The 18,495-nt window shown below is 48.9% G+C and carries 15 protein-coding genes; 8 read left to right on the forward strand and 7 right to left on the reverse strand.

The genetic code is table 11. The features are described from left to right. Nucleotides 1–52: 52 nt before the first annotated feature. Complete coding sequence (locus tag FOA19_RS23115) at nucleotides 53–1,384, reverse strand: hypothetical protein (protein WP_149093251.1); 1,332 nt, start codon at nucleotides 1,382–1,384, stop codon at nucleotides 53–55. Nucleotides 1,385–1,419: 35 nt separating this feature from the next. Further along, a complete protein-coding gene (locus FOA19_RS23120; protein ID WP_149093252.1) occupies nucleotides 1,420–2,034 on the reverse strand; it encodes a YceI family protein in 615 nt (204 codons plus the stop codon). A gap of 334 nt (nucleotides 2,035–2,368) precedes the next feature. Between FOA19_RS23120 and FOA19_RS23700 the strand changes: the two genes are divergently transcribed. Continuing rightward, nucleotides 2,369–2,503: a hypothetical protein gene (locus FOA19_RS23700; RefSeq protein ID WP_262713909.1), complete on the forward strand. Its 135-nt coding sequence runs from the start codon at nucleotides 2,369–2,371 to the stop codon at nucleotides 2,501–2,503. A gap of 238 nt (nucleotides 2,504–2,741) precedes the next feature. Here FOA19_RS23700 and FOA19_RS23125 read toward each other — a convergent pair whose 3' ends face one another. After that, on the reverse strand, nucleotides 2,742–3,383 hold the full coding sequence (locus tag FOA19_RS23125; RefSeq protein ID WP_190300531.1) for a Pycsar system effector family protein: 642 nt from the start codon (nucleotides 3,381–3,383) through the stop codon (nucleotides 2,742–2,744). A 542-nt stretch (nucleotides 3,384–3,925) separates the two neighbouring features. Here FOA19_RS23125 and FOA19_RS23135 point away from each other — a divergent pair. From FOA19_RS23135 to FOA19_RS23160, 5 genes are all read left to right on the forward strand, one after another. After that, nucleotides 3,926–5,128, forward strand: coding sequence for a PAS domain-containing sensor histidine kinase (locus tag FOA19_RS23135; RefSeq protein ID WP_149093255.1), 1,203 nt, complete (start codon nucleotides 3,926–3,928; stop codon nucleotides 5,126–5,128). Next, nucleotides 5,125–6,183, forward strand: coding sequence for a response regulator (locus FOA19_RS23140; protein WP_149093256.1), 1,059 nt, complete (start codon nucleotides 5,125–5,127; stop codon nucleotides 6,181–6,183). Before FOA19_RS23135 ends, FOA19_RS23140 begins: the two co-directional genes overlap by 4 nt. 82 nt (nucleotides 6,184–6,265) lie before the next feature. Beyond that, a complete protein-coding gene (locus FOA19_RS23145; RefSeq protein ID WP_149093257.1) occupies nucleotides 6,266–6,661 on the forward strand; it encodes a Rossmann-fold NAD(P)-binding domain-containing protein in 396 nt (131 codons plus the stop codon). An 817-nt stretch (nucleotides 6,662–7,478) separates the two neighbouring features. Next, nucleotides 7,479–8,363, forward strand: a complete 885-nt coding sequence (locus FOA19_RS23155; RefSeq protein WP_149093259.1) for a universal stress protein — start codon at nucleotides 7,479–7,481, stop codon at nucleotides 8,361–8,363. A gap of 244 nt (nucleotides 8,364–8,607) precedes the next feature. Continuing rightward, on the forward strand, nucleotides 8,608–9,702 hold the full coding sequence (locus tag FOA19_RS23160; RefSeq protein ID WP_149093260.1) for a DUF6544 family protein: 1,095 nt from the start codon (nucleotides 8,608–8,610) through the stop codon (nucleotides 9,700–9,702). A 134-nt stretch (nucleotides 9,703–9,836) separates the two neighbouring features. On the opposite strand, the gene FOA19_RS23165 is transcribed toward FOA19_RS23160, so the two are convergent. Beyond that, nucleotides 9,837–10,223, reverse strand: a complete 387-nt coding sequence (locus FOA19_RS23165; protein WP_190300532.1) for a response regulator — start codon at nucleotides 10,221–10,223, stop codon at nucleotides 9,837–9,839. Between the two features lie 378 nt (nucleotides 10,224–10,601). Between FOA19_RS23165 and FOA19_RS23170 the strand changes: the two genes are divergently transcribed. After that, a complete protein-coding gene (locus FOA19_RS23170) occupies nucleotides 10,602–10,844 on the forward strand; it encodes a hypothetical protein (protein WP_149093262.1) in 243 nt (80 codons plus the stop codon). A gap of 738 nt (nucleotides 10,845–11,582) precedes the next feature. Continuing rightward, nucleotides 11,583–11,843: a hypothetical protein gene (locus FOA19_RS23175; RefSeq protein WP_149093263.1), complete on the forward strand. Its 261-nt coding sequence runs from the start codon at nucleotides 11,583–11,585 to the stop codon at nucleotides 11,841–11,843. Between the two features lie 533 nt (nucleotides 11,844–12,376). On the opposite strand, the gene FOA19_RS23180 is transcribed toward FOA19_RS23175, so the two are convergent. The 3 genes from FOA19_RS23180 to FOA19_RS23190 all read right to left on the reverse strand — a co-directional run bounded on the left by FOA19_RS23180 (nucleotide 12,377) and on the right by FOA19_RS23190 (nucleotide 17,833). Continuing rightward, nucleotides 12,377–15,625 (reverse strand): type ISP restriction/modification enzyme, encoded by a 3,249-nt coding sequence (locus FOA19_RS23180; protein WP_149093264.1) that lies wholly within the window; start codon nucleotides 15,623–15,625, stop codon nucleotides 12,377–12,379. A gap of 478 nt (nucleotides 15,626–16,103) precedes the next feature. Then, nucleotides 16,104–16,601 (reverse strand): hypothetical protein, encoded by a 498-nt coding sequence (locus tag FOA19_RS23185; protein WP_149093265.1) that lies wholly within the window; start codon nucleotides 16,599–16,601, stop codon nucleotides 16,104–16,106. After that, on the reverse strand, nucleotides 16,598–17,833 hold the full coding sequence (locus tag FOA19_RS23190) for an AAA family ATPase (protein ID WP_149093266.1): 1,236 nt from the start codon (nucleotides 17,831–17,833) through the stop codon (nucleotides 16,598–16,600). The genes FOA19_RS23185 and FOA19_RS23190 overlap by 4 nt, the downstream gene beginning before the upstream one ends. Nucleotides 17,834–18,495 lie beyond the last annotated feature (662 nt).

Genomic DNA, 18,495 nt, shown 5'->3' on the forward strand with positions numbered 1-18,495 from the left:
AGGCCGGGCCGAAAGGAACCCCGGATTGGCCTTTTCTGGATAATGCCAGCTTTTAGAAACCAACGGCGGCCTGGATCACATAGCCGTTGAAAGAGCCTCCGCTGCGGTATTCGGCGGCGGGGAAGTTCTCGTATTCCTGACGCACGTACTCGCCTTTGAGCAGGATGTTGCGGGTCAGGAACCAGCCGGCGCCAACCGCCATGCGGTCAATCTTGATATCATTCCCAAACACAATTGGGGCAGTGGTGGCGGTTTCGGCCACGTTGGGCAGTTGGGCGGTCACCTTGTTGTAGCGGGCTCCCACAAAGAAGTTCTCCTGAACCCCTATCCGGTAGACCACGTCTACGGCGTACTGGTGCACGTTCCGTTCCCGGGTTTCGTTTTTAGAGCGGCCCTCGGCGGTCTCATAGGTGGCGAACACTTCCAGTTGGCTTGCTTTCACAAAGCCGTTTACCTGCAGGGCGTCTACTTTCTTGCTGAAACCGGGGTTCAAACGGCCCGAGAAAGCATTGACTGAATAAGTGCCCCCTTCTTTTTCCATCGCCATGAAGTAGTTGGAGCCGGTGCGGTCGCCGCCGTACAAGGTCTGTCCGCCGGAGCTGTTGTTGGTATAGTAAGAGGCAGCCAAACGCACGCGCACCTCAGGCATCAGTTGTTTGTCTACCCCGCCTTTGATGTAGAAAGCCGGCGATTTGCGGATGTTGCCGTCGGCGGCCGTGGGCACCAGTTCATCAATGTTGCCCTTGATCATGCCGTTAGACACGCCCACTAACCCAAACAGGCCGTTTCTGCGCACCAGCACCTCGCCGCCGATCTCCGTGGCGAAAGCGTCCAGGATGTAGTTTTCGGCAAACGGGTTGTAAAACGTATGGCCCCCGTCTGAGCGCCGGAAATGCTGGTCCCCGTAGTTTATTTCCATATGGCCTATCTTGATGGTGGTGACTTCCATCAAATCTGCCCAGAACTGGCCTTTAAAGGGGAGTTTGTCAAACTGGATATAGCCACCCTTTACCCAGGTTTCGTTGTGATGCCGGCTGGAAAGGTAACTGGTCAGGTTCAGGCGGATGCCCTCGGCCAGCTGCACGTCCAAGAACAGGTTGGCGTTGGCGGTATTGAAGCCGGGCGTTATTTTCTGCAGCCCGCCGGATGAGTTGCGGTGCCGGAGCCCCTGAAACGACTGCGTAAAACCAGCCCCCAGTTTCAGGCGGATTCCGTCAAATGCCACCGTGTCGGTTTTGGGGTCCTCGAACACGTTGATGCCGGTTTTGTCATAGGGCCGCAGGTTGGACACCGGGCCGAATACCTGGGCCTGGGCGTTGGAGGAGGCAAGAAAGCTGCCGGCCGTGAGAAGGGAAACGATGGCGGTGGTAAAGATTGTTTTCATAGGACTGGGGATTGAAACGATGATGTTGAGAAAGATTATTTCTGGTATGTCTGCGCAAACCCGATGGTGAGGTCATTGCCTACTTTCATGGTGCCGGCCATGTAGCTGGGCGCCGCGATGCTGTAATCGGAGAGTTTGATTTTCTCAGTGCCAGTGCAGGTGATGCTGTTGTCTGGGTTCACCACCACGTTCACATCCATGGAGATGATCTGGCGGGAGCCGGCAATGGTAAGGTCACCCAGGGCTTTCACCAGGTAGTTGTCTTTGGAGAGCGTGGTGATGTCCGTGGCGCGCAGGTTGTAGACAATCCTGGGGTGCTGCGTGGCTTTCATGACCTTGTAGGCCCGGTTGTCCAGGGAAGAGTGCTTACTTTTAAGGGTCTTGGAGTCCACCGTCAGCTGGAAGGCGTTGATGGAGGTGAGGACGTGTTTCGCGTCAAACTTGAAATCGCCTTTGCTTTGCATGGTAGAGGAAACCATCTCCCAGTCATGCACATTGGAGTTGCCCATCACCTTCAGGAAAACCTTGGCTTTGGGCATCAAGCTGTACGTAGCCTGGGCCTGGGTCTGCAGCGGAAATACAAAAAGCGCCAGGGCGATGGTCAGTGCCGTGAAAAGGAAGTTGCGGGTGAGAGTGTTCTTTGTTTTCATAACCGATTGGTTTTATTTGAAACAAAGGTAGGGGGACGGTAGAACGCGGCACCTGACGCCTGTTAGCCGATAACTTGATGCTCGTCAAGCTTTGCGAAGCTGCAAACCGGCTAGCCCCGGAATAATAAAGGGCACGTTGCCAAATGCTTTCGTGTCCTTAGGGTCTATGGTCACCACTCTCTGACAATACCGCCTTAGTCCAGGTCATCATCCAGAACAACATTGACGGGATCATCACCTTTGACGACAACCCCACCGGGACACCCCCCACACCAGCAGGCCGGCCGTAGGGCAGTTCAGCCTCCCGGAGGTAAAGCATTGCCTAGACCTCATCGTGGACCATACCCAGACCTACGACCTCAAGAACCTGCGGCTGGACTCCAGCCACTCCGTCATTGAGGTGGGGAACGGGTCCTACCGGGCCATCACCATGATGTTCGCCCGGCACCTGAAGGGTACCCGCCTTTAAAGGCTAGTGCGCGTCAGCAGCAATGGTTCCGTGCAGAGGAAAAGGCCGCCAAGGTATCCCAGGAGATCAAAGAAAGCGGGAACCTGCCCGCCAACTCATCCAAACCACTTCGTTGCACTATTCTCCCTATTATGGTATACTTCACTGCCACCCTACCAGTGATTAAAAATGCTTCATGTGTTTGTGTTGCAGGAAACCAGCCAACCCAAAAGAAGGGCCCTCTGCCTTATTCCACTTGCTAAGCATGCCATAGGATGACTGCGAAAAAAGCTATAACGGTTAACACGAAGCCCACCATCAGCACATTATAACTCAAGCGCAGGTAATGGTACTTGCGGGCCACAGAGACACCCAGGCCATGCAGATCGCGCATCAGGGCATGGCGGGAGCGGGTGCCGTTCTCCAAAAGCTTATCCATGGCTAGCTCATACTCCTTGATGGACATCCTGTGGAAGTTCTCAAAATGCAGCAGGTTCACCTCCTTGTCGGCTACCTCGTCTAAGGTATAATACCCGCGCGTACGGTCTGGCCGGGTAGAGAAAATAGCCAACACCATGGTGCCGGTACAGGTCAAAATCAAGAGAAAGCCCGGTATGATATAACTGTTGATGTCCTCAAACCGGCGCAGAAAAACCGTGAACATCACAGAGATGGCCAAGGTGCAGATACCAATCAGGATATTGGCGCGCCGGTCCCCAATGGCAATAAAAGATACATGGTTTCTAGCGGCGGTGCGGTACATGTTGGTGAGCCCGCTAATGCGTTCCTTGGCAACCATTTCCTCTTTTTTCCCTTTTTCTTTTTCCTGCTTTTTCTCCTTTTCCTTTGCTTTCTTCTTTTGCTTTTTAAGGGAAGCTTCCTGTTCTTCTATCTCTTTCATCGCTTTCTTTTAAATAGTAGAAAATTGCAGGCTATACCCTGCGTTTATTAAGTACCGGAGCAGAATGCCCCGGTTTATAAGAATGACCTTTCACGGTTGAAGGTATGCTGGGCTTGCGTTGGAAGGATTCCGGCCCATAAGGAGAGCGGGAGGGCAAGTGATAGTCTTTCCATGGCAGCTTAAGAACCAGGTGAAAGTTGCCCCCTAGCCCTGCAAGGACCGACAAAATATGGGGATACCCCCTGATATTCGTCAACGGGAAATTTGATACCCGTCATTTTTGATTGCTCCCCGTTCAAGGGCAGAGGCGGAGGACATCAGGGGGGTAAATGCAGGGGCAACCTATGGTTGGATCCCCTGGGAACCAATGCAGCTTGGTTTTTCAGGCCGGCGACCTTCTTAGATTTGGAGCATGCCCTTGATCCTGTTTGTGGCCAATTACCTGATAACTTGACGCTTGCCAAGCTTTGCGAGGCCTCATTGGAGCAGCCATGGAATAATAAATGGCACGTTGTCAATCGCTTTCGTGTTATTAGGGTGCTATGGCCACCACTCTCTCAGACAATACCGCATTAGTAGAAGCCATCATCCAGAACGCGATTGACGGTATCATCACCATTGACGAGCGCGGCATCATCGAGAGCATCAACCCGGCGGCCGGCGATTTGTTCGGGTATTCCCCCGAGGAGGTGATCGGGAGGAATATCTGTATTCTGATGCCCCCACCCGACAGGGACCAGCATGACCAGTACCTGGCACGCTACCAGCAAACGCGGGTGCCGCACATGATCGGCATCGGGCGCGAGGTGCAGGGGCTGAAGAAAGACAGCACTGTTTTCCCGTTTCGGCTGGCCCTGAGTGAGGTGCAGCTGGCGGGCCGGATCATCTATACCGGGTTTATCCATGACCTGAGCCGGGAGAAGGAAGCGGAGGAAAAGCTAAGGCAGCACTCCGAGGAATTGGAGGCCCAGGTAAAGGAGCGTACCCAGTCGCTGCAACTCTCCCTGCGGGAACTGCAGAACGCCAAGGACACGGTGAGCACGTCGCTGGAGAAGGAGAAAGGCCTGAGCCAGCTCAAGAGCAGGTTCGTGTCCATGGCCTCACACGAGTTCCGGACGCCGCTCAGCTCGGTGCAGCTGTCGGCCTCGCTCATCGAGCGGTACGCCTTGTCGGAGAACCCCAATATCACCAAACACGTCAACAAGATAAAGAGCGCGGTCACCAACCTGACCAACATCCTCAACGACTTTTTGCTGCACGAGCGCCTGGACGCCGGCAAGGTGGAACCTTCCTTCACCCTCTTCGACGTGGTGCAGCTGGGCGAGGAGATCACCGAGGAGATGCAGCTGGTCTCCAAGGCGGGCCAGAACATCATCTACCAGCACACGGGCGTGGAGAGCGAGTTCCGGCTGGACCAGTACTTGCTCAAGAACTGCATCATCAACCTTATCTCCAACGCCATCAAGTACTCGGGGGAGAACACCTTCATCGAGTTCAACACCGAGATCCGGGAGGCCGTGCTCACCGTGGTCATCAAGGACTACGGCATCGGGATTCCGCGGAAAGACCATGCCCAGCTGTTCGAGCCCTTTTTCCGGGCCCACAACACGGGTACCATCCCGGGCACCGGGCTGGGGCTGCACATCGTGCGCCGCTATGTCATGCTCATGAACGGCTCCATCGCCTTTGAGAGCGGCCTCAACCAGGGCACCTCCTTCACCTTCACCTTTCCGGTACAATCATGAAAAAGCGCATCCTGATCATCGAGGACCATATAGACATCCGGGAGAGTTCCACGGAGATCCTGGAACTTAGCGGCTACGAGGTCCTGCAGGCCCCTGATGGCAAAGCCGGGGTAGCGCTGGCGCTCGCCCACCTGCCCGACCTCATCCTCTGCGACATCATGATGCCCGAGCTGGATGGTTTCGGGGTCCTGTACCTCTTGCACAAGAACCCTGACACGGCCAACATCCCCTTCGTGTTCCTGACGGCCAAGGCTGAGCGCGGCGATATCAGGAAAGGCATGGAGATGGGTGCCGACGATTACCTGACCAAACCCTTCGACGGCATGGAACTGCTGGTAGCCGTAGAGAGCCGCCTGGCCAAGCAACAGCAGCAGCAGACCTTCTACAGCCAGCCCTTGGTGAACCTGGGGAATCTGGCGGCCACCGCTGACGGGCTGGCCCAGCTCAAAGACACGGTGTCGGGCCTCAAGGTGAGGCAGGCGAAGAAAGACCAGTGCATCTACCAGGAGGAGGACCACGCCAAGGGCATCTACCTGGTGCTGGGCGGCCGCTTCAAGACCAGCCGGATGGCCGATGACGGCCGCGAGCTGATCACCGGCATGTACACCCAGGACGACTACATGGGCATTGAGGCCATGCTGCTGGGTGAGGCTTACACTGATAGCGCCACGGCCATGGAGAACAGCTCCTACTGCCTGCTGACCAAGGAGACCGTGGACTCGTTTCTGGCCCGTTTTACGGATATCGGCCATAAATTTATCCAGATCCTTTCCCACAATGTGCGGGAGAAGGAGACGCAGCTGCTGCAGATGGCCTACCACTCCGTTCGGAAGCGGATGGCCAACGTGCTGGTGAGCCTGGCCCGGGAGCAGCGCCCCCTGTTGGTGCATGACTGCTTGCAGGTCTCCCGCGAGGACATGGCCTCCATGACCGGCATGGCCACCGAGACCGTGAGCCGCATCCTCTCTGATTTCGCCAGCGAGAAGCTGATCCAGAAGAAAGGCCGCCTGATCCAGATCCTGGACCTTGCCCGCCTGGCCAATATGAAAAACTGACCACCATCAAGTTTACACTTGCTTAGCCGCAGGAAACTTGCGGAAAGGAAAGCCTACGTTTGTATCTATTAGATGCAAACCGATGAAAGTAATAGCCTATGGCATTCGGCCTTCCGAGAAAGTAATCCTGGCGCAGGCCAACCACAAAAAGCACGACATCACCCTTATCTCCAATCCCTTGAGCACGGAGACCGCTTTCTATGCCCAAGGCAAGGAGGCGGTCATCGTCTTCTCGGCCAGTGAGGTTTCGGAGCCGGTTTTAGAGCTTTTGGCTAAAACCGGTATTAAGTATATCGCCACGCATTCCAATAGCCTCGGCCCCCATGTCTCAGAAAAGGGTGCAGCAGAACAGCATGGGATCCTGTGGGCCAATGTCACTGGGCCTTCCAACTTTCGCCAGGAACCCACTTTGGAGGATCTACAGCAGATGGCGACCCAGACCATTGGCCATTTAGACAACTGGCAACTCTTGGATTGATAGATAGACAATGAAAGGTACTTAATTGAATAGAGGAGATGGGATATCATGGTAGGCAGTACGGAGCTAAGTTGACCATCATCAAAACCATACACACCTTGGTATGGTTGTTTTTGAGTTCAATCATTTGCTATATGCTGTACGCGGCCGTCGTAAACAGACTGGATGCGTGGCTGTGGATAGGTTATGGGTTCATATTCATAGAAATTATCACCCTGCTGGTTTTCAAAGGCGTTTGTCCCCTTACTCTAATAGCAGGTAAATACTCTACTTCAAAGAAAGACAATTTCGATATTTATCTCCCCAATTTCATAGCCAAATACAATAAGGTGATTTGCACCGTCTTATTGACCCTTACGATTGCCTTGACTATTTATCAGCTTCTGCACCAGCGGCACTGAAACTTCCAACAAAAGGCAGAAGACCAGAGCCATGGTAGTTTTGCAGGTCAACGTCCGCCAAATTATGTGGCGGTTTGCCCATCAAAGCGGCTTGGATGGAATAGGTGTACCCAATAGACCTCAGACTACCAGATAACAAAGAGCCTCGCAGGAGCCATTTATATTAGTCACACGTTGGTTTGCTTCAAAGAGAAAGACTGATCCAGAGGAAGAAGGCAGGATTAGAGTTTTGTCCCCAGAAAGCATCCTAAGAATGAACCCGTAGCTTTTAGGCTAAACAACCCTTTCTATGGCCAATGGAGACAGCTGTTAATGTGACAAAGGTCAATCTTTAGTTTGACTCAAATCAGTGGTCAGGGCGCATTTTCAGGCCATATTCGTGTGAAGAAATTTTGCCACCAAAATCAGCCAATGCCATGAAGACCATAATCGCGCCCACCGACTTTTCTGATAATGCGACCAATGCGGTGCGTTATGCCGCTGCTTTAGCCCATCAGGTGAAGGCCAAATTGGTGATTGTGCATATCATCAACCTGCCCAGCACACCAATAGAGTATGGCACCCCATTCCTGCCTTGTGTACAATTGGAGGAGGGGTATGCGCAAGAATTGAACAGGTTGTCCAAAGGGCTGCAATTGTCCCATGGCTTTGGTTTGGAGATCGAAACGGATTGCCAATACGGGCATTTCCTGGCGAACCTCAACGAAACGGTGAAAGCCAAAGCCGCTGATTTGGTGGTGATGGGCACCAAAGGCGTCACTAATTTCCTGGACAAGCTGATGGGCACCAATACCTCTTTATTCATAAGGATGATGGCCTGCCCTGTTTTGGCGATTCCTTCGGATGCTGTTTTTTCCGGCATCAGGAATATTGCCTACGCTTCCGGTTTCGACTGCGGGGAGACCATTCCCCTTCAACGGCTATTCCGTATCGCCGAGCCTTTGCAGGCAGAGGTTTCCATTATCAACGTCCAAACCGAAAGCCAGTCGAATATCTTCTGCGATAATCATGTGATACGGGACATCGCCAAGAATTTCCCGGATAAGGATCTCAGTATAGCCCAAATCCAGGGGAAGGACATTGTTGGAGGACTGCACCAATTTATGCAGGACAAGCAGGCTGAAGTGCTGGCTGTCTCTATTCACATGCGGAGCTTTTTTGAAAGTCTCTTCCACAGGAGTATCTCCGGGCAATTGATTGCCAGCCCTTCCCTGCCCCTGCTTGCCTTGCCTGACAAACCTTACCGGAAGCTTTACTTGAAGGCAAAAACGGAGGAGATAATCCTAGAGCCGGCTGAATAACCTGCGTTTAGCTGTCTCCCGAAAAAGGAAACGGAATACTTTCCATTGGCCTATGAAAGGGCACAAAACCCGTCTGAAAGCCCTAGACAATATCCATCACGGTTCCTGAGAGGGAACACTGCATCAGCCTCAATAGCATGCTTGGCAACCTTAGCTGATTCAGCTCCGGCTTTCCTGGGGTAAGATTTACTATTTCCGATGATTACGTGGTAAGCCCGAAAACACCATAGCCATACATGCAAGTATGAGAATAGCATTTTTGATATTGGTGATCATCCACGGGCTACTCCACTTACTTGGCTTTGTCAAAGCGTTCGCGTTAGTGGAGGTGAAACAACTGACACAAACCATTTCAAAACCATTTGGGATGGTTTGGCTGCTGGCATGTCTCCTTTTTGCCATCGCTGCCATACAATTTGCCTTTACAAGTAGCTATTGGAGGCTGTTCGGGTTCATTGGGTTGGTGACCTCACAAGCCCTGATCTTTTTCTTCTGGCAGGATACGAGATTTGGAACCATTGCCAATGGGATCATTCTTATCGCGATCATCGTTAGCTATGCCACATCCCATTATTATGGCAAATACCGGGATGAAGTAAAAACAGGTTTGCGACAGGCACCTTATTTCCAAGATTCCGATCTGACAGAGGCCGACATCCAACACTTGCCCGAGCCTGTCCAAAAATACCTTCGTTTTTCAGGTTGTGTCGGTAAACCCAAAGTGAAAAATTTTAAAGTAGAGTTCACCGGGAAAATCAGGAAAGACGAGCAATCAGAATGGATGCCATTTACCTCAGAGCAATATAATTTCATGGAAACGCCAACCCGGTTGTTTTTCATGAAAGCGGTCATGAAGAATCTACCTGTTGCAGGATACCATTGCTATAAGGATGGGACCGCCTTCATGGACATCAGGCTGTTTTCCCTGTTCAAGGTGCAGTACCAGGACGGGGCGGAAATGGGTTTGTCAGAGACGGTCACGTTTTTCAATGACATGTGTTGCCTGGCGCCAGCTACCCTCATAGACCAGCGCATAAAGTGGTTGGAGGCGGAGGGCAACAAAGTGAAAGCATCCTTTACCAATAACAATATCACCGTTTCTGCCTGGCTCTATTTCAATGATAAAGGTGAACTTGTAAACTTTATTTCCTACGACCGCTACTCCGCCGATGCCGGAAAGCAACTGCCCTGGTCAACTCCCCTGTTGGATTACCGGGAAATACTGGGATACAGACTTATGGGAAATGCAGAAGCTGTCTACAGTTACCCTGACAGAGATTTATGCTACGGAACTTTCCAACTGGTGGGCATGGATTATAATTGCAAAGACCTTGATTAACTCGGCGGCAATTATTGACGGCAACTATCTTAATGTAAAAAACAAAATAGCATTGAGATGTTATATGCCGACCAGGCCCTACATGGCATATCCGTAACGGTCGGAGAAACAGCCGAGAAGTCACGAATAGGCAATCAAGCTAGAATGTTTAGCAAGTCCGCTTTAGTGAGTGGTTTCGGGAGATAGGCAATAGAAGGAATTTCAACGGACCAGTCCAGTTTCTCGTAGCTGACTTTCCCGCTGTTCAGGATAACCTGGGTGTGGCAGTAGTCCACCAGCCCGAGCCTAGCCAGTTCCTTGGCAAAGGTTATCCCGTCCATGCCGGGCATCTCGATATCCGAAATGATTACCTGGGGAAGCGTCCCTAGGTCAGCGTCCACACTCAGCATCGACAACGCCTCCGCTCCGTCCCCGGCGGAGACGACCTCGCCCACGGAGCTGTGTTTCTTCAAAAGTCTTTTCAGAAGGAAGAGGTAAACTCCATCATCATCCACGAGCAGCACTTTCTTGGTCGGTTCCATCACCATCAGCATTAAGTCACTACAATGACACCCTGCCAATGCTTTTGAAGTCGCCGCTCGCAACGGTGGGGTTGAAAGGTGGGCGTCCACGGGAGCGCCGTGCGTTCCTATGGGGTAGAGTCCAGTGAGTAGAACATCCCCTAGGCTATACGTACCCCGGGCAGTAACAGATGGCTATAAAGATGCCAGCGGCTGGGTTTAAAAACAAATGCCTATCAGGAGAACTTCAGCCCCCCTTCCGGAGTGGCCTCCCTGTTTCCGCTACGGACAACCGCACCAGCGGCCATCCTTCGACCCTGGCGGGGAAGCTATTGGAGAAAGCAGGTAACCCTAGGCCGAAACCTTCAGCCTTTGCCGCCGACCTGCCGTAGAACAGGTATGGTAGCGATCCTGACCCATATCGAAACGAACCTGAGGATAACCACCCAGAGAGACCTAGAAGGTCGGATTTCTTCCCAGGAGAAATCCCTTTTCGGATCCTTCCACTTTGAATTGGAGGGGGATGCCGCCGTTTTCGAAGCCCTTCCGGACAGAGTCCGGGAGGCTTTCATGGACAGGGTCCGGCAGCTGTTGCAGAGCGTGGAGTTTGAGGTGGATGGCCGAGCTACCCACGGGCACTGAAAAACAGGGGCCGCCCCTGTGAGACAGCATGAGACTCCCCTGAAACGCGGGGAAAGCCCCTTGGCTGCCTGGTACAGTCTGCGAGAAATGATATTATGCTTTCCTTATCCTGGTCAACCTGGCGGGGCAGTTCCGGGATTGTGCCTCCCCTATAACTTATCCCCTTTTGGAAGGGTATCTACCCTAACAAGTCATCACCCCCAACTATACATACTATGCGGGGGCCGACCGATATGGGCCTTGCTGGGAAGAAGGGCACGTTGTCTCTCCCCCGCGAGGCCCTACTGCGTGACCGGGGATGAGATAGGTTCCTTACCTGTTGGTATGGTTTATTTTCCCTACCTTAAGTGGCATGGGAAAACACATCGCGATATTTACCAGGGATGGGAAAGGGGAGTCCTTTCCGTTCGGATCCCTCGATGAGGCAAAGGCCTTCCTTTCAGCTTGCGGAGGGCAGCCGGTGGGCATAATCGACGGGGCCGGGCTGCTGAGGCCCATCCCAATGCCGACGGACTCGGCAAAGGCCTCGCAAAGGGCGAGGGACGCCTCCCTGTCCGCAGGGGTGTACCATGAGTGGAAAAGGTTCGGGGAGTCCCTCGACCTGGGCCCGGGACCGTCCAGTTAGGGCCAATCCTGGGTTTGCTCCGGTCAGCCGAGGGCACCGAAATCCTACGGGCTACGTAAAGCCATGGGCCGGCAGGGTTGCCGGTGCGGTCACATACCCTAAGCACTGCCATTATGTTCGTCAAACTGCCCGCGGTGGGAAGCATCCAGGAGATGATCCTCAACACCGACTTCATTGTCTCCGTGACGCTGGACACGACCAAAAGCGCCGGGGTCCTGGAGATTGAGCTCGTCAAGGGCGACAGGACCCAGGTGCTGGAGTACTACTTCGAGCAGGAGGGGGAGATGGAGCAGATGTACGGGCGCCTCGATGGGCTTCTGGGCGCCGTGTCGCTCCACGCCCCGGGAACCGGTGAGCGCCGGACGGCGGGGTGACCGCTATAGCGGCTCTTCCCATGATCAGCCTCTCTCCTTCTATGACTCCCTTAGTCGTGATAGTGTAGGTGCAGGGGTACACCCCGCCGAGCGTAGGCCATGTCCGCTTTCGATCAGCTCATCCAGCAGGGACTGAAGGTGGGTGGGCCGCCGGGGCGAGGACGAGGGCGCCAGCACCAGCAGGACTGCCTCTCCGTGGCCATTGTCGTAGCGCATGTTGGAGACGATTCTCCTGGTTTGGTCCAGCAGAGCCAACCGCAGCTTCGGTGTCTGCTTCTTTCAGGTGGTGTTCAGTTGCCTCCCGGGGCAGGAGTCCCAGCAACAAAACTGGTTCTCTTTCCTGCGCATCTCAGGATTATCGTCCTGAGAGAAACCCTCACAGCTTTGTAAGAGTTCTACCCTGTTGCCGTTTCCCTGGTGGCTGCTTGGGACTAGGGAACTGCCTATGTAAAGCTATAGATGCTGTCAGGTGTACGGCATTAAAGCCTAGTTTGGTAGATTTTCCAATAACCCCTTTTATGTTAAACTGATTTTTAGCCCAAAAGTATTCCTTGTTCTTTTAATGAATACTTTTCTACTTCTTTAGGTTTGGGAAGCTCACTTTCATTAAAGCAATTGGAATTTATAACTTCCGTTAATAAATCCTTTAACAATGGATATAGTGCTATGGTATGCTCAAGTATCCATAGCAACTCAAGTAATTCCTTCGTATAGTCTGCCGTCCAAATCTCTGGGAGAATATCATCAAGGGGACTTGACAACTTTCCTGCACTACCTTTCATTCGATATGATAACCACTTCTTAACGACATCCCAACCAGAAATTGAGAATTCATAAATTTCTCTAGCAACTGGAGAGAACTCTCCTTTACCTACTTTAAGAGTAAGAGTATACTCATCATAGGAAAAATCCTCTGGATATTCTTCTTTATTAGTGGGCACTGCCTTCGTGCACAAAGCTAAACCTGGAGGGACTTGTCCTTTTATTTCATTTTCCCCTATAAATCGTTCAGCATATGTATGTAGAAACAAGAGACGCTCACCAATTTCACTTGCTTTTTTAAATATTTTTAAATCCTTCGTTATTGGAACCCTTAAACCAGGATTTATTAATTCTTCAGAAAAAAGACTAGTATATTCAGGCTGAGATAAAAGAGAATAACAGTAAGAAAGTAATGATTTAGGAGAAATATCCTCTCCTAATTGTTTAGAAATATTTTCTAATAGTGTTTCAGTAATATTTGGAATTGTAGCATCTACATCTTTCCAAAGTGGAATTACATCTTTTCCTCCCCTTCCGCAAAAGAAATTCAAATCTGGTATACTTGAGGTAGCGACTAAGCCAATACCTTCTCCTAGAACTTGACTAAATATAGAAGTAATAAAAACTTGTTGTTCGGAATAGCAACTCCATAATTCTGGACGAATCCTCGCTGCTAATCTATTATCCACAAGGCAATATTGTCTATCAAAACTTCTAAAGCTAAAAGATTTAATTTGGGGAGTTGGTGTATCTGGCTTAAGCGAACTAATCTTCTTTCCTCCCTGAACTACCCCAAATGCTTTAAAATCTTTGGAGATCGGTCTGTCGCCTTCTTTACCAAATAATCTTCTTCTTTCATCAAGATCTAATGCTGAAACCAATACTCTCCATCTTTTAACTAAAATTTCCTTTTGACTAGCAATAGGCCACTTTCTTTTGAATTGAACCCCTGAATGTTGCCAAGGAAATATATCAGTAATTAACGGATAAGAAAAGTAATCCCCAGAAGTTTTTGGAAGCATCGGCTTTTCCCATTCTTCAAAACATAACTGCCAAGATATATCCTTAAATGAAGAAATATTTGAAAGAAAAGAAAGTTTCTCTGCCCTAGTGCCTGTAACTTTAGAATACCAAACATTTGCAGGGACCTGTGAGTCACATATATCTTTTCTAAAGCCTATAGAAATAGCCACTGGAGTCTGAATATTAAATATATTTTCTGTTTTTCTCGCCCCAAGATTATCTCCCTCTAAATCTATTATCCATAGTTCATCAAAAGCTTCTCTCATCTTTTTACGCATACTAGAAAATGCGGGTCCCCTAAGATAAGATGAGGCAGTTATGAAAGAAATGATTCCTTGGTTACTCGAAGAAGCATTCTCATAAAGTTTCCATAAGGCCCATCTCCAGAAATACACGTAATCATTGTATAAATTTTTAACATGAACTCCTGGTACTCCATCTATGAAGTCTTTCAATATACCAGACGTATTTGTATTTGTAAGATTTGAACCGAATCTAATCCATCCGCCCTTTCTTCTAACACCTTGATCATCTACTTCTCGTTGCTCCCTATTATAGGGTGGATTTCCTATACAAACTAGAATCTGAGTATTGTTTTTTACATTTTGTGCTCGAATATGCTCTTTAGCCATTACCCTCTCTGCAAATGAAAATTTTGGAGGTTCTGCCGCAGGGTCTTCCAAGGTATCTGTTAAAAATACCTTGATACCATCGTCAGGAATACTGCCCCCAGCATTTTTCAATAATTGAGTGATCCTCATGTGTGACACAGCATAAGGCCCAACCATATTTTCAAAAGCATAAAAATTATTAGCCATCCTAGTAGCAATTGAAGCAATCATTCCTTCCCCAAATCTTTGAGAAGCTTCTTGAAGTCCATGCTGAATTGCAATCAATGGATACGCAGCTGTACCAGTTGCAGGGTCTAGAAATGTTACATTCTCATCAGCAAATGCAAGAGGTTTGTTAAATTTGTTTTTTAGAAGTTCCGAACAAAGTTTTATTTGACATTCCACAACCTCAAGCGGCGTATAGTAGACGCCATAATCCTTTCTTAGCTTAGGATCATAAACAGTGAGAAAATCTTCATAAAAATAAAGCCACGGGTCTCCTTTTTTGGAGATTTTTACAAAGTCTACAGCCCCTATAATACGCTGCAGCAACTCGACCGCAGTTTTCATTTCTTCTCTTGCATCTTTCTGCCCCAGCAATCTTAAAGTCTGTGCTAAAAGGCTATGCCCAGAATCCAAATAAGTTGCTGCACTCTCTGGATTAATTATTTCAGCACCTGACAAACGAGCCAGCAACAAGGCATATGTTAACGTTTGAGCATATGCATCAGCAAATTGAAGCTGGTCTGCCTCTGGGAAAAATAACCGTTGCCAATCCTTATACAATAAGTGTATTTTAGATTCTCCATTTTTTAAAGCAATTTCAACATCTGAGCGCAATAGCTTGCAAATAGGAGCAAGTAAGTTTGCAAGTGATTTAGGGGTTCTGGGAACAATAGGATTCCAATTAATAAAATCAAATAAAATCTTATAAAGCTGCTCTGTCTTTTCCCTATTGATAGCTTTGCAACCATCTCTTATAACATCTCCGTTAAATTCGATTATTGCCCCTTCTTTTTCTCCACTCTTATAGAGTACCCACTCGTTGCAATTTGTATAAATAAGATTAGGAAGAGCTTTAAATTTTTCAAACTGTTTTTTATTAGCCCCTTTTAAATTTTTAAGTGAAATATGAGTTGCTTTCAATTCAATATGACCACACAATAAATTTTCTCTAGCTACTCCCATATCAGGTCTTGCACCAAGCCCTTCTACTTGCACTTCTGTACGAGTAGTAATTGTGCCTGGTATCAATGATTCTATAAACTCTGAGATAGGCCGTTTTAATTGATCCTCTGGATTGGCGGATATACTGGAAGAGAAATTGTTTTTAATCTTTTCAGCTAAATCAATTAACTTTTCTTCAAAAGTGTCAAGTGAAATCATACTTACGAATATTCTAATAATTACTCTGTTAATTATAATTGTTATAGAAATAGCTTAATTGCATTTTTTATTATGGAAATAAGCAATACTTAATATTAATACAACTTAATTTCATACACAATATTACATATTATCAATAGGCGTACATTTTAAACAACTATTCTACTTTACAACTAGTAATTTCCTTGGTCGCTCAAATGTGTCACCTTGACAAAGTTTAAGTAGATTATTACCATCGAAATGGTAGTATATTCACTTCTGCATTTACACTTTGAGGAGCACTATCCAAAACACGGAACAAAAAGGTCTCAACTTTCTACAATCTCCCTTTTAATACACTTTCGTACCCATTTTTCCGAAACTTTACTCAACAAGAAATTATGAATCAGCAGTTGGCAGAAAAGGGATAGACTAAACCAACAAGGAATTATTTCGAAGATAACGCTGTCCATGTCCATCATTACTTAAAGCCCTACCCTTACAACTTTATTTGGTTATGGATGATAAGTCTAACTCCAGTCTCATCCCTGAACCTATCCATCAACTCCTGTTGGCCATATTGGAACTTGGGGGAAATCCTGTTTGCCAGGAAAGCCCTCCTCTTTCTTATGGAGCCTAGGTCATAATTCTCTCCGAATATCCCAATGGAGGTTTTCAGTTGGTTAGTTCCTTCGGTGATCCATCCTCCACTCCTGACCTCTTTGAGCTCCACAAAGACGATGTTGTCAGGATATGTAAGCATGCCGTCGCACCTGCTTTCCATGGTCCCGTCAGGCCGTAGTATTTCGATGCAGTTATCAATGGCCGTAAAGGTCACCTCGATTCCCTTCTCATTCTCTACTATGGCAATCCATCTAGAGCTGTTGGCTGCAGAAAGGTCTACATAGGCCCTTGTTTTGTCATCATCATCCCGTAGCCCAAACAAACCAGCATCGGTGTTATCCTGGCAGACAGAATCAAAGAAATCAATACTCATAGTTCTTCCTCGATCTCCAGCAACGCGTCAAACATCTGATTTGTGTCGAATAAGAAACTGTTCAGGAAATTTTCGTCTGAGGGTATCCCATTGTAACTAGGCAATCTCAGGATCCGTCCGTCGTCCGTCAGCTCGTAGACAGTTAGGTCGGCCGCAGGCACGCACGAGGCTGGGGGCACCACCTTTGTCAAGGCGTCTTTGAGCCTAGTCGCCTCCGGGTGGTTTCCGATCTTCTGGAGTATCTCATGCCCTTTAATCGCCAAGGTAAGGTAATTGATAATATAGGGACTATGGGTGGTAAGCACCAACGCATTGCAATCGCCATAATTCGTGTACTCCAGTAAATGGTAGAGTAGGTCCCGCTGTGATTGGGGGTAAAGGTTTTGCTCCGCTTCCTCCACGATATTTATGAAACAGGAGTATTTGTATTTAGAGGACAAGACCTCCAAGGCTGCCCGCCGTAGGCTTTCGTTAAGGCTTGGGTTGGCGAAGATCCTTTCAAGCTCCGCCTTCAGGCGCTTTTCCTCTTCCACGCTTAATACGCTGCGGGAGGCGTCCAGCTCCTGGTTGATGGACATGGCTATGTTCCTGGAGACCAAAAACAGGGGCACGATTGATTGGAGGCCACTGGAGGCTTCCAATAACCTTATCCGATAATTGTCCCCTACGACATAAGAAACCTTGTTGAGCTTATGGTACTGGAACCGCAGGTTCCCCACCGGAAGTGGTAGCGTCTCGGATAGCTCCTGCTGCGAGCGGTCGAATTCCTCCAAGAACGTGTAAAGTGGCAGCGGTAGGCCTTTCACCTTCTCCGGCTGGCTTACGGCGCTGAGAAAGTTGCGCTCCGCCGGCACATACATAATCTTTGGCATTTGGTATACACCCTGCGAGTCAGCTATGCTCAGAGTGAGCCTGCCGTTGCTGTAGTGGAATCCGTAAGAAGAGCCTTTATAGGAAATTTCCGTGTTATCTCTGAAAAAATGTTTCAAACGATGGTAGGCACAGTAGGTCCCCTCGAACTTGCCTTTTCTCATCACCTCGCTTTCCTTGACATCACCCCGTTGCAGGGCTTTCTCCATCCAGGTGAAGGTAGAGAACAGCTTGGCGATTGTGCTCTTTCCGGTGCCTTGGTTTCCGATAAAGACGGTTACCTTGGTGAAATCGATCCAGCCTTCCTCTTGTTCAAAGCCTTCCCCAATGGGACCAAAATTCCTGATTCTTATTTGAGACATGCTGCTGCTTTCCTTATGAATCTTCTATCAGGCAAATGTATGATTTTACGCCACCACCTAGGCAAAAATAAAGACATGTTTGAATTTTGAAAGGAGAAAAAGAGTGGTATAGGCAGAGCATGAGCCGCAAAGGTTACCGTTGGAATAATACCGTGGCAAAGAGTTTTTTTTAAGGAATTGAAAACAGAAATGGTCTAACATCACAGGTTTGCCACTAGGCAAGAGGCCATAATCGCTGTGTTAGATTGCATCGAGATATCCTACTACCCCAGCAGGGGACATTCGGCACTTGGCTACATAGGCTTTTGCCAGTATGAAGAAGCGTTACTACAACCTACTATAGCGGGTTAAAAAAGGCCTCTAGTAGAACGTAGTGATTTCAATAATCAATTGAATCACTTCCAGGCTCTCCTTGACTTTAATATGAAGAGAAGCTTGATTGTTACTTTCCTATTTTACCTTCATAACGTTTTACAAACGGTCGATTGTGAAACGTTATAGCAGACCTTTCAGGTAGAATCAAACATTGGCCAATTCTCTTCTTTCATCCTACCTGAGAGACTGCTTGAGGTGATTACTTTCTTTTTTTCCTGTTCTGCTTCTTTGCTAATACAGGAGCAGGCAGCAACTTGGTTGAATCTGGAAACTGTGGCAGATACTGG

The organism is Rufibacter hautae, from assembly GCF_008271695.1.
GTDB classification, from domain to species: Bacteria; Bacteroidota; Bacteroidia; order Cytophagales; family Hymenobacteraceae; genus Nibribacter; species Nibribacter hautae.